General features: G+C 65.5%; 16 protein-coding genes and 2 pseudogenes. 4 read left to right on the plus strand and 14 right to left on the minus strand.

Going from position 1 to position 23,101, the window contains the following annotated elements; translation table 11 throughout:
• Nucleotides 1-167 precede the first annotated feature (167 nt).
• The 11 genes and pseudogenes from NV401_RS14860 to NV401_RS14910 form a co-directional block, all read right to left on the minus strand.
• Nucleotides 168-326: pseudogene (locus NV401_RS14860) on the minus strand (GcrA family cell cycle regulator); the annotation flags it as partial.
• Between the two features lie 280 nt (nt 327-606).
• A pseudogene (locus tag NV401_RS14865) lies at nt 607-1,178 on the minus strand (tyrosine-type recombinase/integrase).
• A gap of 257 nt (nt 1,179-1,435) precedes the next feature.
• Nucleotides 1,436-1,921, minus strand: coding sequence for a metallophosphoesterase family protein (locus NV401_RS14870; protein ID WP_261295225.1), 486 nt, complete (start codon nt 1,919-1,921; stop codon nt 1,436-1,438).
• Nucleotides 1,918-2,997 (minus strand): SPL family radical SAM protein, encoded by a 1,080-nt coding sequence (locus NV401_RS14875; RefSeq protein ID WP_261295226.1) that lies wholly within the window; start codon nt 2,995-2,997, stop codon nt 1,918-1,920. Before NV401_RS14875 ends, NV401_RS14870 begins: the two co-directional genes overlap by 4 nt.
• Before the next feature lie 371 nt (nt 2,998-3,368).
• On the minus strand, nt 3,369-3,773 hold the full coding sequence (locus NV401_RS14880) for a DUF3253 domain-containing protein (protein ID WP_315369671.1): 405 nt from the start codon (nt 3,771-3,773) through the stop codon (nt 3,369-3,371).
• Nucleotides 3,661-4,491, minus strand: a complete 831-nt coding sequence (locus NV401_RS14885) for an aldo/keto reductase (protein ID WP_261295228.1) — start codon at nt 4,489-4,491, stop codon at nt 3,661-3,663. Before NV401_RS14885 ends, NV401_RS14880 begins: the two co-directional genes overlap by 113 nt.
• Nucleotides 4,492-4,649: 158 nt before the next feature.
• The gene (locus NV401_RS14890) at nt 4,650-5,807 is read right to left on the minus strand and encodes a CaiB/BaiF CoA transferase family protein (RefSeq protein ID WP_261295229.1); all 1,158 of its coding nucleotides are present in this window, start codon (nt 5,805-5,807) and stop codon (nt 4,650-4,652) included.
• Entirely contained in the window at nt 5,804-7,597 is a 1,794-nt protein-coding gene (locus tag NV401_RS14895; RefSeq protein ID WP_261295230.1) for a glycoside hydrolase family 127 protein, read from the minus strand. Before NV401_RS14895 ends, NV401_RS14890 begins: the two co-directional genes overlap by 4 nt.
• Before the next feature lie 10 nt (nt 7,598-7,607).
• Nucleotides 7,608-9,752, minus strand: coding sequence for a formylglycine-generating enzyme family protein (locus tag NV401_RS14900; protein ID WP_261295231.1), 2,145 nt, complete (start codon nt 9,750-9,752; stop codon nt 7,608-7,610).
• Nucleotides 9,753-9,766: 14 nt separating this feature from the next.
• Nucleotides 9,767-10,729, minus strand: coding sequence for a ribokinase (locus tag NV401_RS14905; RefSeq protein ID WP_261295232.1), 963 nt, complete (start codon nt 10,727-10,729; stop codon nt 9,767-9,769).
• A 33-nt stretch (nt 10,730-10,762) separates the two neighbouring features.
• Nucleotides 10,763-12,970 carry a TonB-dependent receptor gene (locus NV401_RS14910; protein ID WP_261295233.1) on the minus strand — a complete coding sequence of 736 codons (2,208 nt, stop codon included), beginning with the start codon at nt 12,968-12,970 and terminating at the stop codon, nt 10,763-10,765.
• A 195-nt stretch (nt 12,971-13,165) separates the two neighbouring features.
• On the opposite strand from NV401_RS14910, the gene NV401_RS14915 reads away from it, so the two are divergent.
• Genes NV401_RS14915 through NV401_RS14930 form a run of 4 tightly spaced genes read left to right on the plus strand, consistent with a single transcriptional unit; the run spans nt 13,166 to nt 18,832 of the window.
• Entirely contained in the window at nt 13,166-13,987 is an 822-nt protein-coding gene (locus tag NV401_RS14915) for an HpcH/HpaI aldolase/citrate lyase family protein (RefSeq protein ID WP_261295234.1), read from the plus strand.
• Complete coding sequence (locus tag NV401_RS14920; protein ID WP_261295235.1) at nt 13,984-16,416, plus strand: sodium:solute symporter; 2,433 nt, start codon at nt 13,984-13,986, stop codon at nt 16,414-16,416. The genes NV401_RS14915 and NV401_RS14920 overlap by 4 nt, the downstream gene beginning before the upstream one ends.
• An 11-nt stretch (nt 16,417-16,427) precedes the next feature.
• Nucleotides 16,428-17,297, plus strand: a complete 870-nt coding sequence (locus NV401_RS14925; protein WP_261295277.1) for a LysR substrate-binding domain-containing protein — start codon at nt 16,428-16,430, stop codon at nt 17,295-17,297.
• Complete coding sequence (locus NV401_RS14930) at nt 17,294-18,832, plus strand: carboxylesterase/lipase family protein (RefSeq protein ID WP_261295236.1); 1,539 nt, start codon at nt 17,294-17,296, stop codon at nt 18,830-18,832. Before NV401_RS14925 ends, NV401_RS14930 begins: the two co-directional genes overlap by 4 nt.
• 164 nt (nt 18,833-18,996) lie before the next feature.
• On the opposite strand, the gene NV401_RS14935 is transcribed toward NV401_RS14930, so the two are convergent.
• From NV401_RS14935 to NV401_RS14945, 3 genes are read right to left on the minus strand one after another with little or no spacing between them, the layout of a single operon-like run.
• A complete protein-coding gene (locus tag NV401_RS14935; protein WP_261295237.1) occupies nt 18,997-21,153 on the minus strand; it encodes a xanthine dehydrogenase family protein molybdopterin-binding subunit in 2,157 nt (718 codons plus the stop codon).
• Entirely contained in the window at nt 21,150-22,169 is a 1,020-nt protein-coding gene (locus NV401_RS14940; protein WP_261295238.1) for an FAD binding domain-containing protein, read from the minus strand. Before NV401_RS14940 ends, NV401_RS14935 begins: the two co-directional genes overlap by 4 nt.
• The gene (locus tag NV401_RS14945; protein WP_261295278.1) at nt 22,169-22,783 is read right to left on the minus strand and encodes a (2Fe-2S)-binding protein; all 615 of its coding nucleotides are present in this window, start codon (nt 22,781-22,783) and stop codon (nt 22,169-22,171) included. Before NV401_RS14945 ends, NV401_RS14940 begins: the two co-directional genes overlap by 1 nt.
• Nucleotides 22,784-23,101: the final 318 nt, after the last annotated feature.

Below are 23,101 nucleotides of genomic sequence, written 5' to 3' on the forward strand. Positions count from 1 at the left end.
GCTTGCGGTTCGCGTCCGGCTGCGATCTTGGCGGCGAGATCTGCCACTCTGTGAACGTCGCGGCTAAGGTAGCGCTGGCCGCCGGGCCAACTCCAGCGCGTGAGCGCGACGAGCGTCGTCGAGGAGCCAATGACATCAAGAATCGGATCGCGCGTGTCGACGCCCGCCTTCACCGGCGAGGGCCTAGACTGGAGTCCAAGCCGATGCGCCTTGGCGATCACGGCGTTTCGCGAGATATCGCCGAGCTCCTCGGCGATCTGGCTAGCCGTCACCCCGGAAGCCCACAGTTTCCTAAGCGTCTCCTCCCGCTCTTCCGTCCACGCCAAATCTGCGCCCCCCTTTTAGGATCGCAGCTTCGCGGCCCCCACACCGCTCGTCTAGAGGCAAGCGCTTCAAAACTGGCAAAATGATTCGACGCAGCGGTCCGGTCAGGTTCGTCCAAGGGCGCGAACATCATGTCGCGGGTCGCTCGTGCTTCTGCGAGTAGCGCTACCAGCTTGCGGAGAGCGCCCCCCAAGAGGGGATGAACGGTTGTAGCTGGAGATGAACAAGCGTCCGGAGTCGGGAAGGCGAAGAGGGGCCATGAACGTCTGGATTTGGGTCGTCTCAGACCTCGGTGCGTTCGGCTAACTCCAAAGCGTCTTCGACATCCACGCCGAGGTAGCGGACGGTACTTTCGATCTTCGCATGGCCGAGAAGGATTTGCACTGCGTGTATATTGCCCGTCGCCTTGTAGATGATTGAGGCTTTGGTGCGTCGAAGGGAGTGAGTGCCGTAATCCTCGGCTTGGAGGCCGATGCCAACAATCCACTCGCGAACGAGGCGGGCATACTGCCTCGTGCTCATGTGCCCCATATAGTTGTTACGGCTTGGGGAGACAAAAACGCTCAAGGTGCCGCCACGGCGTTCGAGCCAGGCGAACAAAGTTTTACGGGCAGGTTCGACGATCTCGAACTGCACGGGGCGTTTCGTCTTTTGCTGAACCACGATCGCGCGATCCCGAATGCGGCCACCGGCAACGATGTCCCCGATGCGAGCTCCTTGACATCGCAACCGCGCAGCTTGCTGTCGATCGCGAAGTCGAAGAGCGCTCGATCCCGCAGGCGCTGGTGCTGGTCGAGCCAGAAACGAATAGCCCAAACCTTTCGCGGTTTCAGTGCGCGCTTCGCGCCAAGCACTCGGCCTGCATTCCAAGGGCGGAGTTCTTGGAAAGCTGGATCTAACGAGGAGTGTCACATCGCTTGTCTCCAAGGTGCAAAGTGAGCGCCGCAGGATACATCGGGAAGGTAAAGTGGCCGTTTGCATCTATGGTTGGCGAGAGGCCGGTATACGGACGGCCGAGAGCGAGAAGTCGAAAGCGGGCGGCGTGCGGCCGCCTTTGGCCGTCGTCGCCGCAACGTGATGGCCAGGATGGGCCGGATCTGCGGCAAGACAGTTATCCCGTTGCCAAGTGCGTGAGCTCGATCGGGGCGAATCCGTTCGGATCCACGCCAACGTCGAACTGTCGCAGCATCGGTTTAAGCCGTCCGTGGCTATGGCCATGCAGGTTGATCGCGCCGCGATGCTGGCCGTTCCACGACCGGAAGGGATAATGGCATAGGACAAGCTTGCGTCCCTCGATCTCGATTTCCGCATAGTCGGCCACACTCGCCCAGCCGACTGCGGCGAGAGTTTCGTCGGGATCGTTGTTGCCGCGGATCAGGTGTTTGTGCCCGTTGAGGTGTTCGAGCAGGCCCGGCACATCACCGGGACGGCGCGCTACATCGCCCAGGTGCCAAACCTCATCATCGCGACTGACCACTGCGTTCCATTTGGCGACCAAGGCCGCGTCCATCTCCGTAACGGTTGCGAACGGCCGACGCTGAATGTTGATCGTCCGATGGTCGCCGAAATGCGTGTCGGCAGTGAAGAAGATGCTCATGTCCAGTAGAGTATCCGAGCCAGAGGCAGGACGTGCGCGATCCCGGCGGTGAACCAGCCGCGCAAGCGCTTCATCGTAGCCGTATCGTAGACCTGCTTCTCGGTGCCGAACTTGGTCCGCTTGGTCGTCCGCTGCGCCTTGGTCATGTCGAGCGCGGAGCCGGGATACCAGCTGTCCAGCACCGCTTTGGAACCGCCGGTGAAGCGATGCGTGATGAGTTCGATCGTCAGGTCGGCCGTATCACCGAGCAGCGCCGCGGCATCGGCGAGGAGCATGCCATAGGCCTCCTCCCACCCATCGGCCGCGATGATCGGCGCGATGGTCAGGCCCACGGGGTAACCGGCGTCGGCCATGCGTCGCAGCGCGGCGAGCCGCTGCGCAACCGGCGCTGTGCCGCCTTCGAAACGGGCGTAGCTGGCGGGATTGATCGACGCGCGCATGCGAGTTTTGCCGCCATGGTCGAGCGCCAATAGCGGTGCGACGTCGGCGAACTTAGAGGTGAAGCGCAACTGCGTCGCCGTCTCCGAACGGCCGAACCAGTCGATCATGCGCGACAGCGAGCCGGTGACGTGCTCGAGCGCCAGTGGATCGGTATAGCACGATGCTTCGAACGTCGTGCCCTCGTGCGCCCGCGCCGCTGATCGCGAGGTGATCGTGCCTTCGTTCATATAGCGCGGCAGAACGCCGAGGATCTCGTCGAGGTTGGCGTAGACGCGGGTGATCGGCGGCCCCTTGAGCGACCCCGCCAGATAGCAGTAGCTGCAATGCGCCGGGCAACCCGCAGCGAGATCGACCCGCCAGTCGGCGCTCGGCGCGATCGGTTCGAGCCTCAGCTTGGACGGCGGCGCCACGACGATGGCGAGCGTCGCCTTTGCATCGGCATAGGCGGCGCGCGCATCGAGCGGTTGCTCCCATACGACGCGATCGTTGGCGAGTTCGATGACCGGCACACCGAGGCCCGCAGCGCGCGCGGCGATCGCGCGGCCATGCTCAAACGTCCGCGCGGAACGGGTGATCAGGATGCGGCGGGGAAGCCAGTTCGGGCGAAGGCGATCGGAAGAAAGCGGAAGCGTCACGGCCTGTTAACGCACGATTGGCGGTGTCCGTTCATCACGCACGACAACGCGCGTTCTGGATGGTGCGCCGCCGCTACCCCGCGCCCATTGCCTCTCCGGCGTCGTCCGTTTGCATCATTTCGTCGAACCCCTCCACGAAATCGCTCACCGTATGGTATGACGGCGCCCACTGTGTCGGCGCGAGATCGCCGCCTTCCGTCCAAAACCTGTCGCCACCCCCACCTCAGCCGCCTTAGAGCTTACGGTAAGAACGAGATAAACGAATGGCCGGGGCTCGCGAGCGGCAAACCGCCCGACAATGATCAAAATCGGTCGTACCGGCGAGAGGCGGTTGGCAGCCTAGGGCGGAACTGTTGTCGTGCTTCTGCCAGTTAGATCTGCCTGATGCGATATGGCCCGGCGCGGGTCGCCAGCGCATCGCCCTTCCAGCTCAGGCGCACCACTCCTTCCGCCACCAGTTCGTCGACCGCAGCGTGAACGATCGGCATTAACGCTCGCCAATCCATTGCGTTTGTGTCCGCGTCCCGTTGGGCAGCCAGTGCGCGCGCTACTTCGCTAGGACAGATTGTCGCCCCGAGCGCGCGGCAGCCGAGCAGTGCCAGCGTTGCGTCGCGCGCACGCGGCTTGGCTACCTCCATCCGCAATATCTCTCTTGCCGACAGTTCATAGTATTTCGAGTGGGTGGCGGCGGGTTGGTCGCGGAAAAGCGGTATCAAGCGCCGCGAAATCTGCGTCGGATAGAATGAGGTCGGCAGCGGCGCGGTTTTCGTACACATGCGCCACCGTGCCCGCCTTGGGGATCGCGATGACGTTATCTCTGCGCATGGACCAGGCAAGCGCAACCTGTGCCGGCGTGGCGCCGATCGTATTGGCTACCTTCGCGAGCGTTGGATTGATGACCAGCCGCCCCTGTTCGACTGGGCTGTAAGCCATCGCTGGCATGGCATGATCGCTCAACCAATCGAGCAAGTCGTGCTCGGGGCCTCGGCGCGTGAGATTGTAGAGGATCTGGTTGGTCGTACAGCGCCTGCCGCCCGCAGCGAGCAACTCGATCATGTCATCTGTGTCGAGATTGCTGACGCCCCAGTTACGGATCTTGCCCGCCGACTTTAGCGCTTCCATCGCTTCTACCGTCTCGCCCAGCGGTACTGATCCGCGCCAGTGCAGGAGATACAGGTCGAGGCGGTCAGTGCCGAGCCTCTTCAGGCTGGCTTCACAAGCAGTGGCGAGGCGTCCGTAAGATGCATTCTGGGGATAGGCCTTGCTCACCAGGAACAGTTCGTTGCGTACATCGCCGAGGGCCTCGGCGATCAATGTTTCGGCAGCTCCCTCGCCATACATTTCTGCCGTGTCGATCAGTGTCATGCCCTGCTCGACACCGGCGCGCAGAGCTGCGATCTCAGCCGCCCTACAGTCGCGCCGCTCACCCATCATCCACGTGCCTTGCCCGAGGGCTGGTACCATCTCGCCATGAGGCAGGGTCACGGTTTTCATTATTGATCTCGCGAACGGAAGTTGATCGCTGTTTCAACTCCGGACGAATGGTTACGGTGCATCGATGCATGCAAAAAAAATCGGCGTGGTTCTTGGCGCGGCTGACCGGAATTACCCGTCGCGAGCAACGACCGCCCAAACGACGTGCACAATGCGTCCTACTGTACGTCCGGTTTCAGCGCCGCCCCGTCCTCGTCGAGCAAAGGCGCGGCGAACGGGTCGGGGCCGGGCGTGCGCGAGAATTTGATGGGCCGCGTGACACCATGATAACTACCGAGCGTCCGGTGAGGGATTGCGGCCATTAAGTGTTCAGCGGCGACTTGCGGATGCTCGAACATATCTTCGACCGCGCGCGCGACCGAACAGGGGACGGCGTCCGCGAGCAGCGCCTCCCATTGCTCAGCCGAACGGGTCAGCAAGACCGTGCGCAGCGCGGGAACCAGTTCCTTGGCATGCGCGGCGCGCTTTTTGACTGTGTCGTAGCGTGGATCGTTCGCAAGGTCGGCCAGGCCTGTGCGCTCGCACAACGCGCGCCAAAAATGCGCGGTGTTTGCGGAGAGATACAGCCAGCCGTCCGCGGTCGGATGCAACCCGGTGATCCCGCCCGAGCGCATGTCGCGCGCAATATCGTGGCGTTCGTTCTCGCCCTGAACCATCCGAGCCGATTGCATCGCCATCGCGCTCCGGAGCAGCGACACGCCCACATATTGCCCGACGCCGCTGCGCTCGCGTTCGTAGAGCGCGGACGCGACGCCGCCCGCGACCAAAGAGGCGGCGTAGTAATCGACCGGCGACCCGTAGATAAGTTCGGGCGGCCCGTCGGCAGGACCCTGCAGCCGGGTCATCCCGGTCATCGCCTGCAGCACCTGATCATAGCCGGCCTTGCTCGCCATCGGTCCGCTCTCACCATAGCCGGTGACCGCGCAATAGATCAGCCGCGGATTGAGCGCCGCGAGCGTCGCATGGTCGATCCGGAGCCGTTCCGGCACGCCTGGGCGAAAATTGTGCACGAGTACGTCGGCCTCGGTGACCAGGTTGAGCAGAACGGCATGATCGGCATCCTGCTTCAGATTGAGCACGACGCCACGTTTCGACCGATTGACGCCGAGAAATGCGCGGTTCTCGCCTTCCAGCGTGGACGGATATTGGCGCAGATTGTCGCCGGCGGGGGGCTCGACCTTGATCACGTCGGCACCCTGATCGGCGAGGATCGTGCAGCCGTACGGGCCGGCGATATAGGCGCTGAGATCGAGCACCTTGATACCCGTCAGGGGGCCGGCCGGGCCGGTGCGCTTTGGGCTGCGAAAAACGGTCATGCGGCATCCTCCGCGGCGTGGCGCAGCCAGGTCAGTCGCCAGGCGCCGTCCCGCCGGCCGCCGGCACGATAATAAGGCTCGAACCTGATCGGCGAGCGGTCGCGTGGCGACAGAACCAGTGCGTCGTCAGCATCGACCGTCACGACATCTGCTGCGAGCCGCACCGTCTCCTCGGTCTTGAAGCCGTCGATCAGGCCGGTCGCATAGACGAGCGGCCCGCGCGTCATCGCGACATAATCGTGCCGCAGCACTTCCTGCGCAACAGGCGTCCCATCGGGGGCGAGCGATTCCTGCACGTTGCGCAAGGCGGCGTGATGCAGGCGCGGCGGCATCGGCAGGGTCAGGACCACGCGATCCGAGGTCTCGATGCGGATATAGCTGTCCGGCACGAGGGCTTGATCCGTCCCGGCCAGCGTCGCGCCGTCCGCCCAATCGGGAATGCGCACGAGCAGCGGGACAATCTTCCCGCCGGCTTCCACCGATATCTCGACGCTGTCGGCGAAGGGGTAACCGGTGGTCTGCGTGATCGTCACCGGGCCGATCCCGGGCACATCCAGCAGCGCGGACGATGGCCCGAGCAGATTGACCGCGATCGCGCCGCCCGCCGTCACCCCGTAGGCGATGCCCGGCAGTTCCTCGATGGCGATCGCGCCGCTCGATTTGCAGCAGCGCCAGTAGGTGGTGTGGACACGCTTGCCGTTGGGAAAGCTGTAATAGCACCAATCCTCGCCATCGGCCGCCTGCGCCCCGATCAGATCGTTATAGGCGCTGCGCTCGATCGCCTGCGCAAATTTCGGCTCGCCCAGGATCGCCAGCAGTTCGCGGTTGAGCTGAATCCACGCCATCGTCGAACAGGTCTCGACATAGGCGTGCGGATCGAACGCGCCGGGCGCGTTGAACACTTCGCGCGAGCGGTGCGCCACGCCGCCCCAAGGTCCGCCGCCAAGCGTCAGATGATCGTCGCGGACCCGATCCCACAAGGCGTGTACCGCCGCCAGATAGCGTGGCGCGCCGGTCGCGCGGTGCAGCTTTGCCAGGCCGACGAGGTTCCACAGCAATTGATACGCCTTGCCGGTGGCGATCGCCGACACGTCGTCGCCGTTCAGCGCGGCGGTTAGGAACGCGCTGTGCGGATCTGCCTCGGCCTGGTCGAGGATCAGCAGCGCAAGATCAAGGTAACGCTGCGCGCCGGTCGCGAAATACAGTTCGCAGACGGGATCGATCAGTACCGTCGCCGACAGACCGAAATGATTGCCGAGATCGGTAATCCGCACGTCGCCTGCCTCGAGCGTCACCCGGACGAGGTCGCCGATCCGCGCGGCGGCGGCAAGATAACGGTCGTCGCCGATCGCGCGCGCGGCCTCGATCAGCCCGAGAATGAGATAGGCATGGGTCCAGATGTCCCACGTGCGAAGCGCCGGCTCGCCGTTCCAGCTGAACGGTTTGGGTGGTTGCGGGACCATGAAGCGTCGTGCCGGCGGGTAATTGCCGAGATAGCCTTCGGCATCCTGCAGCGACACGAGGTGATCCGCCACCGCCCGCACGCGCGGAAGCAAAGCAGCATCGCGCGATCGCGCGGCGGCGTACAGCCACTTGCCGGCATGCTCGCCATACCAGTCGCCGCCCTCGTTGGCGGCGACGGCGGCGGCATCGAAGATCGCGATCGCGGGGCTGTCGGGCCCGGTGACGAACGTCGCCAGCCGACCGCTCCGGTTCGCCGCGACGGCATCGCCGAGCGGCCCGCCGAGCGTCACCGTGCCGGGCGCGGCCAGGATCATCGCGCGGGACATGGCGGATGGCTCAGAGGTCAACGGCGCACCGGAAACCGATTCCGCCCGACCGATCCTTGGACGGGGCCATCAACAGATATTTGCCATGTTGGTCGAGCGCATAGCCTTGCGGGAAATACCAATGCGAACTGTGCGGCTGATACGGGCTGCCGCCGCGCAGCACGGCGGCGCGGACATGGCGGTCGCGATATTCGTCGGTCCATTGCCAGACGTGCCCGGTCATCGCCATCACTCCGAACGGGCTGGCGCCGGCGGGATGCGCGTCTACATCGGCCAGCGCGGGCATGATGCGGTCGAGCGAGGGCGGCGGCGCCGCATCCGCGCGCCAGTCATTGCCCCAGGGGTAGCGGCGACCGTCATCGGCTTGCGCGGCATAGTGCCATTCCCATTCGCGCGGCAGGCGCTTGCCCGCCCAGGCGGCATAGGCCCGTGCATCTTCCAGACCGACCCAGACGACCGGTTGCCGCTCGCTGCCGGGCGTCGGCCTTCCATCGGTCCAATGGCGCAGGAAATTGTGCGTGTCGGCCGGCGCGTAGCCGCTCGCGTCCACGAACGTGGCAAATTCTGCGTTGGTGACCGGGAAACGGTCGATCGCAAAGGCATCGATGGGCAGGCGATGGTGATGGAAGCGCCGCGCATTCGGTTCCCACGGATATTGCACGTCGACACCCTCGGCGGCGTAGCCCTCGATCACGATGCCATGCACCGCGAAATCGATGGTCGCCGCGGGAATCGCGACCATTCCGTCGGGCGCGGTGGCATAGGCCTTGGTCTGCATGACGGGCGTCAGTTGCTGTTGCGCCGAGGCCCAGACCGCCGAGCGTTCGGCAAGCGGCGTGGCAGCCTGGGCTGCCATCTCCGCGAGAAACGCGTCGAGACCGGCGCGATCCCCAGTGGCGGGCAACTGCAACAGCGCGGCGAACCCGTGCGCTTCCAGTTCGGTCTCGAAATAGGCCAGGCCGCCGGCGATGCGCGGCGTGACGGGCTTGCCGTTCCAGAGATCGACATAGGCTGCACCCTCGACATGCGCGACCGCGATCTGCTCGCCGGCCACCGCAAATTCCTGGCGATTGATCAGCGTCCACAACGTCGCGTCGGCACCGGGGAAGCGGCTGGCAAATACCCCGGCCTGCAGCGTGCGGTCATAGGGTATCCAATTGTCGGTCACCAGCAGCGGCGCGTAGCGGCGCTGGATCGCCGCCACCCGGCGCAGCGCAGCCGCATCGCGGTCGGTCAACTGATTGACGAACCCGAACACGTTTTCCCATGCGACATAGCCGATGCCGTTGAAGAAGGCGTGTTGCAGGTCGCTCCAGCGCTCGCGGCTCCAACGGTTCTCGATCTGCACGATATGGCGCGGCTCGACCCATTTGAGCTTCACGACCGCCGGGATCGATTCATTGGGAACGCGCTTGGTCCAGCTCTGCAGGTTCCAGCTGAGGATATGGTCGCCGGCCTGTGCGGTCGATTCGGGCTGCAGCACCACCGGCACGCCGCGCGCCTCGCACGCGACGTGGAAGGCGCGGGGCACGCCCGAATAGGTATCGCCGTTGATCCCGTCTGCCCCGACCGCGGCAACGATATCGGCCATCCGCTCCCAATCAGGCGCATCACCTTCGCGCGTGCCGTGATCCCATGGCATCGTCGGCAGGAATACCTTCACCCCACGGGCATGAAAGTCGGCGATGACCTGCTTCAGCCCGTCCAGCCCTCCGGGAAGATCGTGCACGAGATCGAACTGGCCGCGATCGTCGATTCCGATATTGGGATAGATGTACCACAACAGCACGCTGTCGACGCCCCCGAAGCGCGCCTCGAGATCGTCGAGATAGCGGCCCACCGTATAGCGTCCGGTGGCGGGATCGTAGAAGAACAGGTCTTCGACCATCGTCAGCGCGTGAACGAAATTGGCTTGCGACCAGGCGAGATCGGCGCGGGTGTACAGGCTGTCGTCCAGCCCGATCCGCAGGCGATGTTCGCGGCGCCATTCGCGGAGCCCGATCAGCCATTCGTCGGCGGCGCCCGCGACGTTGATCGTCCAGCGCCCCATTTCCTGAAACGGCCAGCCCGGCACCTTGCCGGGCGGTGGCAGATACGGACCGGTCAGCGCATGGCTGAACTTGATGTCGGACGTGGTGCGGTGGGGGGAGGTCATCGAAAGCCTGATATTCAAGATGGTTGTACGGTCACGCCACAATAAGCGGCAAGATCGGCGCTCGCCGTCGGATCGACAATCCCGCCGGCGATCAGTCGCTCGACCTCGTCGCGCACCGGGATGCTCGATTGCGCACCGGCCCGCGTCGTGGCGAGCGCGGCAGCCGCGCTGGCGAAGCGCATTGCCTCCGGCAGCAGCTGCCCCTGCCCAAGCGCGCCGGCAAGCGCGCCGCAAAAGGTATCGCCCGCAGCGGTCGTATCGATCGCGCGGACGCCAAAGGCAGGCTGCAGGTGAAAGACACCGTTGGCAAGCGCGCAGCTGCCGCGCGCGCCGAGCGTGACGATGGCAATGGACGTGCCGATCGTTGCCAGCCGGTCGGCGATCGAGCCGTCTTCACCAGCGACGCAAGCAAGCTCTTCCTCATTGGCGACGAGCACGTCGACCGCGGCCAGCAGTTCGGCCGGCAAGGCCCGGGCCGGGGCGGTGTTGAGCAATACCTTGACGCCCGCTGTTCGTGCGGCCTGGGCGAAGGCCGTCACCGTATCGATCGGTGTTTCCAACTGCAGCACCAGCCAGGCGATCCCGGCAAGATCGGGAAGGTCCGTCGGTGCCAGCGCCATATTTGCGCCGGGCGCGACGGTGATGGCGTTCTCGCCGGTCTCCGACACCGTGATCAGCGCAGCGCCAGTCGGCGAGTTGCTGCGGACGGCGTGCAGCAGCACTCCCGCGCCGGCGAGCGAGCGTTCGAGGGTCTCCGCCGCCGCGTCATTGCCCAGGGCGGCAAGCATCACCGTCGCTGCACCGCTGGACCGTGCCGCTGCGACCGCCTGGTTGGCGCCCTTGCCGCCCGGCACGATCGTCAGATCGCCGCCGAGCACCGTCTCCCCCGGTGTGGGGATATGCGGTGCCCGGACGACATAATCCACGTTGGCGGAGCCGGCGACCAATACCTGGCCGCCGGCGTTCGACAGGATCACGTCACGCCCCCCTTGGTCCGCGCCCGCGCGCAATCAGAAATCGCTGCGCAGCGACAGCGTCACCGTGCGACCGCGTCCGGCAAAATAGTTCTGAAAGAAATCGATCTGCGAGAACGCGAGGAAGTAGAATTTGTTGAAGACGTTTTCCGCGCCGAGCGAGACCGTGCCCACCCCATCGATCTTGTAGCGGGCCGTCGCGTCGAACAGCGTCCGCCCCTGGGTCCGTTCGGTGACGACCGATCCGGTCCGCACGGTCCGGTCCATCGTCGTGTCCATGCCCACCGACAAGGACGATTCAGGGGTCGGCAGCACGGTCGCGGTCAGGTTCAGCTTGTCTGGCGCGATGTTGGTGATGCCGAGCTGAACATTGAGCGGCCGGGTCACGTTGTTCCCAGCGCTCGTCATGCCCTTCACGTGGCTGTACAGCGCATTGAAACGCAACCACGAGGTCGGGCGGAGTTCCGCCGTCGCATCGACGCCGGTAATCCGAACCGGCCGCCGGTTGAGCACGAAGTCGAGCGTTGCTGGGTCGACCGACAGGTTTGCGCCGAGCTTCGAATAGGAGCGGTAATAGGAGCCGCCGATGCTGCCCCAGCTGCCGCGCCAGTTCGCGCCGACTTCCTTGTTTTCGAAAATCACGGCCTGCAGATCGACGATCCCCGCGACCGACTGGCCCGGCGTGCTGATGTTGCGCAGCGGAATGCCGACGTTCGGCAGCGTGAACCCTTCGCTGTAGGAAGCGAAAGCGGAGAAGCCGCCGCCCAGCCGCGCGATGATCCCGCCGTTGAGCAGGTCGTTCTTGTACTTCAGCGTGCCGCCGGTGACGAGCGTGCGGTTGCGCCGGAACAGCGTCCGGTAATCATCCACCTTCACCCGGCCATCCTCATGCCGGATACCGCCGGTAACGGTCACCGGGCCGATATCGTAGGACAGCTGCGCATAGGGGCCGAAGCTGGTATATTTGAGCGGCGGCACCAGTACGCGATCGGTCAGCGCCAGGCGCTGCTCGGTATTGTCATACACCGCATCGATGCCCACGCGCACTTCCAGCCCCTTGAGGAACTCCGGCAGCGTGTAGGACGTGCGCAGCCCGTATTTCTTCGAATTGATCTCGGATTGATCGACCAGGGTGCCGATCGGGGCGATCAACGGATCCTGGCGATCGTCGGTATTCTCGCCGCCGAAGCGCATCGACTGCCGTGCATAATAGCCCGTGGCGAGCAGACTGCCGCCGAACAGGTCGGTGTTGCTGTAGTTCAGTGCCGCTTGCTTGAATTCGTTGAATTCGGTGCGCAGCACGTCCTGCCCGTTGACCAGCAGCGGGCCGGGCTCGGACGTATCCGGAAGACCCGTCGTCTGATCGGTACCGGCCGGTGGCCGCCGCCCCGCGACATAGTGATAATTGCCGTTGCTCGCGAGGCGGAAATAGTTGCCGGTCAGCTCCAGCCGCTGGGTGCCGCCGAATTCGAAACCCGTCTTCAGGAAGAAGTTCTTCTGCTTGGTATCGGCGAGCGAGCTCGACGAACTGAGCCCGATGCGGCGCCCACGCGCGTCGTACGTGACGCCGCGATCGACATAAGCGGCGGCGGCGAACACGTCGAACGCTCCGTCTTTGTAGGAGACATCGCCCTTGATGCCCCAGATGCCGCTATCGTCCTCGAACTGCGTGCCGAGCCGGCCGCCGATATTGGCGTGGAGGCCTTCGCGGGTCGCGCGCTTGGTGATGTAGTTGATGACGCCGCCGGCCGCACCGATGCCTTCGGAGGCCGACGCGCCGCTGATCACCTCGATCCGCTCGACGATCGACATGTCGGTGAAGGTCGCGTTGCGGCTGCCGTCGCGCAGCGGGGTCGATTGGGGAATACCGTCGAACAGGTAGAGCGTGGCGCGGCCCCGCAGCGTCTCGCCCAGCGTGTTGAGCGTCTGGTTGGATTCGGAATAGCCCGGAACGGTCTTGGCCAGCACCGCCGTATTGTCCTCGGTCAGCGCCAGCGAGCGCTGCACTTCGGCCGGGGTGACGATGGTGACCGCGCCGGGGATCTTGTCGATCGCCTTGGGCGTGCGGCTGCCGGTGACGATCACGTCGCGATTTTTGTCTGCGGCCCCATCATCGCTGGTGGCCGCCGCATCCTGGGCGACCGTCGGCTCGGCCGGCTGCGGTCCGGCCTGCTGCGCCGTGGCGCCGGTCCAGGCCGCCGACAGCAGAAACGTGCCGACCGTGGCGCGCGCGAAGTTTTTCATAATCCCCTCCCTTGTTTTTTGTCGTTGTATTTGGCCGGAGTGTATCGCCGTGCCGCTCGGCGGCAAAACGGGCAGCCCTGCGTTCACACCACACATTTTACGTGGTGTCGCGATCATGCTTGCGTGCCAAGCCTGATACACGATAGCTTTCCTGTGTTCCGACCCGCGTCGACGGTAGGACGTAGGGAGAGATCGTTGCGCAGTAAGTTGTTCGTCCCTGCCGCGCGTCCCGACTTCTTCGCCAAGGCGTTGATGGGCGAGGCCGATGCGATTTCCTTCGATCTGGAAGACGCGGTGCCGGCGGACGGCAAGGCAGCGGCGCGCGTCCGGCTGGCCGAATTCCTCTCGGCAGACCTAGCACGAGCCAGCGACAAGACGATCATCGTTCGCGTCAACGGCATCGATACGCCGCATTTCGCCGCGGACGTGGCAGCCCTTGCCGAGGCCCGCGTCGATCTCGTCAACCTGCCCAAATGCGATACCGTCGCCGACGTGCAGGCCGCTGCCACCGCCATCGGCAATGTCCGCTTGCTCGCGACGATCGAGACTCCGCGCGGGCTCGCGCGTGCTGCCGAGATCGCTGCGCATAGCGCGGTGGCCGGGTTGCAGGTCGGGCTGAACGACCTCTTCGCGACGCTGAACATCGATCGCCGTTGCGCGACAAACGTTCATGCCGCGCTGTGGGCGATCCGGCTCGGTGCAGGTGAAGCAGCGCGCTTCGCGATTGACGGCGCATGGCCCGATATTGCGGATGAGGCAGGCTTTCGCGCCGAGGCCGGGCTCGCACGCAGCCTGGGCTATCTCGGCAAAAGCTGCATCCATCCCAAGCAGGTCGCGCTGGCCAATGCCATATTCGGGCAGGACGTCGCGACCCTGGCACGCGCACGGCGGATCCTCGCGGCGGCAGATGCGGCGGCGGCAGCAGGGCGCGGCGCCTTCTCGCTGGATGGCGAGATGATCGACCGGCCCATGATCGAACAAGCGCGCAGATTGCTGGGCGAAGAGGACGGGCGATGACGCGCACGACGATCACGAAGCTCTGTCGCACCCGGTTGCTGGCAACCATCTGGCTGGCATTGCTGGCCTGCCTGGCGACGCCTGCAGCGGCAAAGGAGGGGGGCGTGACGGTCGTCCGATCGCGGGCACTTCCCGCGGCCGTGCTACCCGGGACTGGCACGCCGGTCCTGATCGCGATCGATGGCCAACCGGTGGCGGTTCGCGGCGGCCGCGCTGCGGTGCTGCGCGATGACACGCGCTGGGATACAGTGTCGGCAGCGGGATCGGAAACGGCACTTGGCGGCGTGACCGATGGCCGACATGGCGCACTATTGCTGGGGTCCGCCGGGCGCATCGATCGCGCTGCCATGGCCACGCTGGACGGAGGCGCGTTGCGCCTCCGCGCCCTGGCGCCGCTCCCCGCCGCCCTGACCAGTGCACAGGCCGCCTTGCTGCCCGACGCGCTGCCCACCGCGTTGGTCGTGGCAGGCATCGCTGCGGACGGCACGCCCAGAATGCTGCGCGCGACCGCCGGACACGCGTGGCGCGCGATGGCGGGCTGGCCTGGCGGCGGCGCGCCGGTGGCGCTGGCCGCGCGCGGCGACGCCTTGTTTCTCACCGTGCGTAGGTCCGCCGGCGACCGGCAGATGCGCTGGACCGCGAAGCAGGGCTGGGTCGGGCGCACGGCGGCGCCTGGCCCGGTCGTCGCCGGATCGTCGCGGGCGATCGGGCAAGCCGCATTGCTGTACATGGTCGGCAGCGGCCGCGATATCGGCTGGTACAGCTACAGCACGATCACCGATGCCTGGGCACCGCTCGGCCTCCGCCTGCCCCGGGGCAGCGCAACCGCCCCCTTCGGCAACGGCATCGTCGCGATCGGTGCCGATGGCGCCGCCTCGGCGGCGGAGCTGGAGCTGCAGCAGCGCGCGCTCGGCTGGCTCGATTGGGCGATCATCATCACCTATCTGGCGGGCATGCTCGGCATCGGCTTCTATTTCTGGAAGCGATCGCGGATGGGCTCGACCAGCGAATTCTTCCTCGGCAATCGTGCGATCCCGTTCTGGGCGGCGGGCATCAGCATGTTCGCGACCAACACCAGCTCGATCAGCTATCTTGCCGTGCCGGCCAAGGCGTTCGATACCGACTGGCAATATCTGATGTCGAAGATCGTCACCGTTTTCGCGTTGATGGCGGTGGCGTTCTGGGTCATTCCGCTATTCCGGCGGCTGAACCTCGTGTCGGTGTTCAGCTATCTCGAGACGCGTTTCCACCCCGTGATCCGCATGCTGTCATCGGGCCTCGCCATTCTGATGCATGTCGGCGGGCGGATGGGCGTGGTGCTGTTTCTGCCCGCGCTGGCGATCGGCACGATCACCGGCACCAATGTGATCCTCTGCATCCTGGTGATCGGGCTGTGCACGATCGTCTACACGGCGCTGGGCGGGATGAAGGCGGTGATCTGGACGGACGTGTTTCAGGTGATCGTGCTGATGTCCGGCGCGATTTTCGCGATCGCGTTCATCGTCCATGCGATCGGCTTCACGCAGATCTACGATACGGCGATGCAGTTCGACAAGACGAAGCTCGTCAATGTCAGTTTCGATTTCACCACGCCGACGCTGTGGGGATTCATCATCCTCTACACCTTTGATACGATCCTCACCTTCCCCAAGGATCAGGTGCTGATGCAACGCGTGCTGTCGACCTCGTCGGAAAAGCAGGCGAGCCGATCGGTCTGGTTCTTCGCCGCGATCCTGCTGCCGGCAGGCATCCTGTTCTACATCATCGGGACGACCTTGTTCGCCTATTACCGCGCCAATCCCGGCCGGCTGGACCCGTTGCTGCCGATCGACGCGGTCTTCCCGAGCTTCATCGGTACAGAACTGCCGCACGGCATCACCGGACTCATCATTGCCGGCCTTTTTGCGGCAGCGATGGGCACGCTGAGCGGCACGATCAATTCCGTCGCGACATTGCTGTCGGTGGACTTCTACGAGAAAATGCGCCGCACGCCGCCGACGCAGAAACAGGCGGTGCGCTTTGCCGAATGGATGACGGTGCTCGTCGGGTTGGTCGGGGTCGGCATCGCGATCATCCTGTCGCGGATGGAAATCCGCTCACTGCTCGATCTGACGATCGAGCTGTTCGGCCTGCTCGGCGGCAGTTGCGCGGGTGCCTATACGCTGGGCATGTTCACCGTACGGGCGAACTGGCAGGGTACCGCGATCGGCATCGTCGGCGCGTCGTTGCTGACGCTGTTCGCCTGGATCTTCGGACTGGTACATCCTTATTTCTACCTTGCGATCGCGATCGTCGCGTCGATCGTGATCGGCTATATCGCCAGTTTCTTCTTCCCGCCGCCGAGCGCGGAACAGATCGACGGGCTGACCGTGTTCACCGGTGGCGGGCGGAAGGGGCGGGCGGACATCGAACCGGAGCGGCTGGCATAGACATCCATTTCCTGAGGACGTTCGTCGCCGTCGTCGACCAGGGCTCGATGGCCGCCGCCGCCCGCCTGCTGAACCTCAGCCCGTCGGCGATCGCGCAGCAGTTGCAGGCGCTGGAGCGCGAACTGAACGCACCGCTGATCGTTCGCGTCGGGCGGACGGTGCGAATGACTGAACAGGGCGGGCGGATCCTCGTCCATGCCCGCCAGTTGCTGCGCGACGCTGCCGATCTGAAGAGCATCGCCAATGACGATGCGCTGAGTGGCGAACTGCATCTCGGTGCCTGCACCACACCGCTGATGGGGTTGCTGCCCGAGATCCTCGCCCGCGTCAGCGCCCGCTTTCCCGACATCACCGTGCATATAGAATCAGGCAATTCGGCGCAGCTCTACGCGCAGGTGGAAGCAGGTAATCTCGATGCCGCCTTCGTGCTGGAGGCGCCCTATCCGCTGCCCAAGACGAGCGACTGGAGGGTGCTGCGCGAGGAACCGTTGATCGTGCTCGCCCCCGCCGCCCAGGCGCACCGCGCGGCGCATGATCTGCTGACCAACGAGCCGCTGATCCGTTATGACCGCAACCAGTGGGGCGGGCGCCATGCCGACGAATATCTGCGCAAGGCCGGCATCCACCCGCACGAGCGCTTCGAGCTGAACGCGCTGAACGCCATCGCCGTGATGGTCGATCGCGGGCTCGGCGTTTCGCTCGTGCCGGATTGGTCGCCGCCCTGGCCGGAGGGGATCAACGTCGCGCGGCTGCCCTTGCCGACACCGGAAATCGGGCGGCGGATCGGCGTGGTCTGGTCGCGCAGCACCGTGCGGCTGCGGCTGGTCAATATCTTGCTCGCAGAAGCGGTGGTCGCGTCGCGCGCCGCCGTCCGCCCATGACCGTCACGCGGCGGCTGGTGCTCGCCGGTGGCGTCTTGCTGCCGGCGGGGTGGGGTGCTTTTGCCCAGGGATCTGAAGCGCTGGTTGCCTGCCCGGCGGGACGGTTTATCGGCAAGCGCATCGACGGCATCGCGAGTTTCTCTGGCATCCGATACGGCCGCGCGCCACGCTTCCTAGCGCCGATCGCCACACCGCCTGCGAAGGAGACGGTCCGCGCCCTCGAATACGGTCCGGTTTGCCCGCAAGCCAGCAACCGCCGTCCCCAGTCGGAAGACTGCCTGGTCCTCAACGTGTGGACGCCCGATGCGCGACGCGGTGCGCGGCTGCCGGTGATGGTCTATATCCATGGGGGCGGTTACGCCTTCGGCAGCGGTGGCGATGCGATCACCGACGGCCGCCATCTCGCCCGGCGCGACGTGGTCGTCGTGACACTGAACCACCGGCTCAACGCGCTTGGCTATCTGTATCTCGCGCGGCTGTCGTCGCGCTTCCCCGATAGCGGCAATGCCGGCCAGCTTGATCTTGTGCTGGCGTTGCGCTGGGTTCGCGACAATATCGCAGCTTTCGGCGGCGATCCTGCGCGCATCATGGCCTTCGGGGACTCGGGCGGTGGCGGCAAGGTGACGACCTTGCTCGCCATGCCGGCCGCCGACGGCCTAATTCACCGGGCCGCGACGATCAGCGGACAGCAGGTGACGGCATCCGGCCCACTTCATGCCACGCGCCGCGCCGAGGCGTATCTGGCGCGATTGAAGACCGATGCATCGGGCGCGGCGTCACTCCCGGTCGAGCGGCTGATCGAGGCGCTTGATACGGCGGATCCGATTTCGGGCGGCCCGATCTATATGGGCCCGGTGCTCGACCAGCGTGCGCTCGCGCGCCACCCTTTCTGGCCCGACGCGCCGTCGCAATCGCTGCGCATTCCGATGCTGAGCGGCAATACGCGGGACGAAATGCGCGCGTTCAGCGACCCCGACAGCGATTTCGTACGCACGATGGACTGGAACAATCTCGCGCCGCGCATCGCCGCGGAGCTTCCGGTCGATGTCGCGCCCGAACATATCGTCGGCGAATATCGCCGTCGGTTGCCGGCTGCGGACGCGGCGGAAATTTATTTTCGGGCCACAACGGCGGGACGCAGTTGGCGCGGGCAGCTAGAAGTCGCCGAGGCGCGCGCACGTGCCGGTGCGCCGTTATGGCTGTATCAGGTCGATTTCACGTCTCGCGCCGATCCTTGGCGGGGGGCGTTCCATTGCATTGATGTGCCGCTGGTATTTGGGACGATCGATGCGCCCGGTGCGGGAGCGGGTAACGATCAAATCGTTCGGGCGGTGTCAGGTGCGTTGCAGGACCGTTTCGTTGCCTTTGCTCAGACTGGTGATCCTGCGGTTCCCGGGGCAGATCGATGGCCAAACTACGATCTGACGCGCCGCGATACGCTGATCGTGGATGTGAGAAGCCGGGTTGCTGCTGATCCTCGAAAGTGGGAGCGCGAACTCTTCGCCAAAGCACCTTATCTTCAGCCGGGCACCTAAAGATGAGGTGCGCGTTTTTACAGGCTGGTCCAAGCTAGGCAGTGCCGAAGGATTGTTGAGCGCGGCGAGGTGTGTTTCCATGCTTGGTTGGGGGAGGCCGGCTTAAGCCGGGGCGGGCTCCGTCAGCCAATGCACTGTTTGTCAGGCGGTCAGGGGTAAGGCATCTATAGCAGGTCTTCGATCCGGAAGGGCATCTCGCGCAGACGCGTGCCGGTCGCGTGAAAGACGGCGTTGGCAATGGCCGCCGCGCAGCCGGTCATCGCCACCTCGCCCAACCCCTTCGCGCCAAGCGAATTGAACTGCATGTCCGGGCGATCGATGAACCCAACGTCGATCTCACCAATGTCGGCGTTCACCGCGACGACATAGTCGGCGAGATCATTGTTGAGCCAGCCGCCAAAGCGCGGGTCCACTTCGGTCGCTTCGCGCAGGCAGGCGCTGATGCCCCAGACGACGCCACCCCGGACCTGGCTTTCGGCAGTACGGGGCGAGACGACGCGGCCGCAATCGGCGATGCTGACGACACGCGGGACGCGGATGCGCCGGGTATGCGGTTCGACATGCACCTCGACGAAATGGGCGATATAACTGAAGCTGGTGAATGCGGGGTATTCTGGCCCCGAAACGGCCATGCCGCCCTGCCGCAGCCGCGCCACGTCCTTGTCGCCCTGGCCCGGTCCGACCGTCGTCACCTCGACCTGTACGAACGGACGGCGCACTGCGGCCAGCTGACGATGGAGATTGCCGCCGGGGGACCGCCCGGCGAGCAGTTCGGCGATCGCCGCCTTGAGCTTGGCGGCGGCCTGTTCGGCGGCGGGCACCACGCTCGCCGTGCCCCACGATCCGGCGGTGACGTGCTGTGGCGCAACCGAAGTGTCGCCGATCGCGATCTCCAGCCGTGCCGGATCGATCGCGAGATCGCGCACCAGGATCTGCTCGATCGTCGAGCGGATGCCCTGGCCCATTTCGTGCCCGGCGGCGGCGAAGCGCGTCGTGCCGTCCGCGCCGACCCGCAGCGTCGCGATATTGGGGTGGACGTTCGCCGGATAGGCGCCGCAGCCGACCCCCCAGCCGACCTGGGTGCCATCGGGCCGCACCATGGCGCCCGGTGCGAGCGGGCGACCCTTCCAACCGAAGCGGCGTGCGCCTTCGCTCAGGCACTCGTGCAAAAAGCACGAGGAGAACGGCTTGTCGTCGATCGGATCGCGGGTCGCGCGGTGGCGCAGCCGGAAGGCGACCGGATCGACGCCGAGCTTCACCGCCAGTTCGTCGACGGCGCTGTCGAACGCGAATGACGACGGATGCGGAGTCGGCGCCCGCATATAGCCTGGCGCCTGCGTATCGATGCGGATGTTCGCGGCAGTGCCGTGATAGTCGGGGATGCCGTACATCATCGGCGGTGTTTCATGATAGTTGGGCGGGAACTGTCCCTCGCGCGACTGTTGCTGATCGGCGTCGTAGCGCACGGCGATCATCTTGCCGGCGGCGTCCGCGCCGATCTCGATCCGGTGACGATTCTTCGGGCGGAACGATGCGTTGTGGAAGATCTGTCCGCGCGGCACCACCAGCTTGACCGGTCGACCCAGCAGCATCGCCGCGCGCGCGACCAGCGCGGTATGACGCTGGGCGCCGCCCTTTTGCCCGAAGCCGCCGCCGACTTGCGGGCTTTTCACCACCACCTGTTCGGATGTCAGCCGAAGGTTGCGCATCAACGCGCCCTTGACCGCATTACTACCCTGCGTGCCTTCGTAGACGGTCAGCACGCCGCCCTCCCACACTGCCGTGGTCGACAGCATCTCCATCGGATTGTGGTGTTGAGCGGGACTGACATATTCGGCGCTGTGGCGTGTCACCGCCTGCACCATTGCCGTTGTCGCGTTACCACCGACCGTCGGCTGGACCGGCTGGCGCACCGCACCTTTGCCGTCGATGGTCGCGGTGAAGGTGGCATCCGCGGCGTAGGTTGGCCGGATCGCCTCGGCCCCCTGGATCGCCGCCTCCAGCGTTTCGGCCACGACCAGCGCGACCGGCTGGCCGCGATAGGCGATATCCCGGGTGATCGTTGCCGGGGGCGGCGGCGCGCCTTGCTGAGCGGCGGGCGGCGGCGGAAAATCGCCAGCAGTCAGCACCTTCACAACACCGGCCACGCGCATGGCGGCATCGATGGAGAGCGCGGTGACCCGCCCCTTGGCGATCGTCGCGGGGACCTGCATCGCATAGAGCAGATTCGGCAAGGCATAGTCCGCGGCATATTTGGTCGCGCCGAGCACCTTGTCGAGCGCATCGACGCGTGGGCGGTTCGGGAAAGGAGCGCTCGTCATGCCGGTTTCCTCTGCGCCGCGATCATCAGCGCATCCGCGACGGTGCGTGCGGCAAGCTCGATCTTGAAGCCGTTGTGGTCACCTGCCTTGGCGCCGGTCAGTGCCGCGCGTCCGGCGATGATGGCCGTTTCGCGCGTTAGCTGCTTTCCGGCCAGTTGCGCTTCCGCCGCTACCGCACGCCACGGTCGCGTCGCCACGCCACCAAGTGCGATCCGTGCCTGCCGCACGGTGTCGCCCGCCATGTCCAGCGCCACCGCGGCGGATGCCAGCGCGAAGGCGTAGCTCTCGCGATCACGGATCTTGTGATAGGTGGATTGGCGTCCGGCAGCGGCTTTGGGCACGACGATCGCCGTGATGATCTCGCCCGGCGTTAGGGCAAATTCCAGGTGCGGCGTGCCGCCCGGCAGCCGATAGAGATCGGCGACGGGCAGCGACCGCGTTCCCTGCCGACCAAGGATCTCGACATAGGCGTCGAGCGCGACGAGCGCGACGGGCCAGTCCCCGGGCGATACCGCAGTGCACGACCGGCTCTGTCCCAGCACCGCCTGACCGCGATCAAGGCCGCCGATTGCCGCGCACCCTGACCCCGGCTCGCGCTTGTTGCACGGATAGGTCATGCCGGCGGATACCCCACCCGCGCCGTTGCGGAAATACAGGCACCGGGTCCGCTGCAGCAGGTTGCCGCCGACCGTCGCCATGTTGCGCAATTGCTGCGACGCGGCCTTGGCCAGCGACTCGGCCAGCACCGGATAGTCGCGCAGCACGACGCGGTTGATCGCCACCGCGCTCATCGGCGCCAGCGCCTCGAACCGCAGACGGTCGCCATCGGTCTCGATTCCGTCGAGCCCGCGGATCGCGGTAACGTCGATCAGATGTTCGGGCCGCTCGATATCGAGCTTCATCAGATCGTAGAGCGAGGTGCCCCCGGCGATGTAGCGGGCACCGGGGCCAGCGGCGGCAAACGCCTCGATCGCCGCTTGGGCGCTGTCGGGGCGGACATAGGTAAACGGTCGCATCAGACCCGCCGTCCCTTGCCCGCGACGTCCGCAATCGCATCGACGATGCCGACATAGGCACCGCACCGGCAGATGTTGCCGCTCATCGCCTCGCGGATCGAGGCGCGGCTCGTTGCCTTGCCTTCGCGGATGCAGGCGACCGCGGCCATGATTTGGCCGGGCGTGCAATAGCCACATTGGAGCGCGTCATGATCGATAAACGCTTGCTGCATCGGGTGAAGCCCGTCGCCATCGGCCAGCCCTTCGATCGTCGTCACCGCGCGCCCGTCGGTCTTGGCGGCGAGTGTCAGGCACGAGGCGACGCGGCGGCCATCGATATGGACGGTGCACGCGCCGCACTGCCCGTGGTCGCAGCCCTTCTTCGCGCCGGTCAGTCCGAGCAGCTCGCGCAGGAGATCGAGCAGCGAGGTGCGCGGATCGATCGTGACCGGGGTCACGCGGCCGTTGACGATCGGCTTGATCAAGAGCGTGGCGCCGGGCGGCGGGGCAGGCGCGGCCGACACGGCAGCGCCTGCGTCGATAAGCACGGCGGCGGCAAGTCCCGCGGTGCCGCCAAGCGCCGTTCGGCGCGTGATGGTCGAGGAGTCGTCCCCGGATCGTTCGCCGCCGTCCATCTGCTGCACCCTCTATCGTATCGTCGTGTAACACGAGGCCAGCAAGCACGTTGGCCTGCCGACTTGGATGGTTCACGATAGGTGCTGCCTTGGCAAGCGCTCTTCGAACAGAAAGGTAAAGACACTGAGCGGTGTGGCAGCGCCATGACACGGAGACGTTGCTGAGACGCAAACATTCCTTCGCGAACGATCACGGTCAGCCTATTAATTGCGCCAGCGCGTCAGCTTGCGGTCCAATGTGTTTTGGTTAAGCCCTTCTTATTACTTAATCGGGACGAGGTCTGATGGCCGGAGTGGCCGTCGGAAGAACGCTTTGGC

Origin of the sequence: Sphingomonas hylomeconis (assembly GCF_025370105.1) — a bacterium.
Classification (GTDB): Bacteria; Pseudomonadota; Alphaproteobacteria; order Sphingomonadales; family Sphingomonadaceae; genus Sphingomonas; species Sphingomonas hylomeconis.

Excerpts from the sequence above, each read along its gene's own strand:
- NV401_RS14870 (WP_261295225.1), bottom strand. The coding sequence starts at position 1,921 with ATGAGCATCTTCTTCACTGCCGACACGCATTTCGGCGACCATCGGACG.
- NV401_RS14880 (WP_315369671.1), bottom strand. The coding sequence starts at position 3,773 with ATGTGTACGAAAACCGCGCCGCTGCCGACCTCATTCTATCCGACGCAG.
- NV401_RS14885 (WP_261295228.1), bottom strand. The coding sequence starts at position 4,491 with ATGAAAACCGTGACCCTGCCTCATGGCGAGATGGTACCAGCCCTCGGG.
- NV401_RS14890 (WP_261295229.1), bottom strand. The coding sequence starts at position 5,807 with ATGACCGTTTTTCGCAGCCCAAAGCGCACCGGCCCGGCCGGCCCCCTG.
- NV401_RS14895 (WP_261295230.1), bottom strand. The coding sequence starts at position 7,597 with ATGTCCCGCGCGATGATCCTGGCCGCGCCCGGCACGGTGACGCTCGGC.
- NV401_RS14900 (WP_261295231.1), bottom strand. The coding sequence starts at position 9,752 with ATGACCTCCCCCCACCGCACCACGTCCGACATCAAGTTCAGCCATGCG.
- NV401_RS14910 (WP_261295233.1), bottom strand. The coding sequence starts at position 12,970 with ATGAAAAACTTCGCGCGCGCCACGGTCGGCACGTTTCTGCTGTCGGCG.
- NV401_RS14920 (WP_261295235.1), top strand. The coding sequence starts at position 13,984 with ATGACGCGCACGACGATCACGAAGCTCTGTCGCACCCGGTTGCTGGCA.
- NV401_RS14930 (WP_261295236.1), top strand. The coding sequence starts at position 17,294 with ATGACCGTCACGCGGCGGCTGGTGCTCGCCGGTGGCGTCTTGCTGCCG.
- NV401_RS14935 (WP_261295237.1), bottom strand. The coding sequence starts at position 21,153 with ATGACGAGCGCTCCTTTCCCGAACCGCCCACGCGTCGATGCGCTCGAC.
- NV401_RS14940 (WP_261295238.1), bottom strand. The coding sequence starts at position 22,169 with ATGCGACCGTTTACCTATGTCCGCCCCGACAGCGCCCAAGCGGCGATC.
- NV401_RS14945 (WP_261295278.1), bottom strand. The coding sequence starts at position 22,783 with ATGGACGGCGGCGAACGATCCGGGGACGACTCCTCGACCATCACGCGC.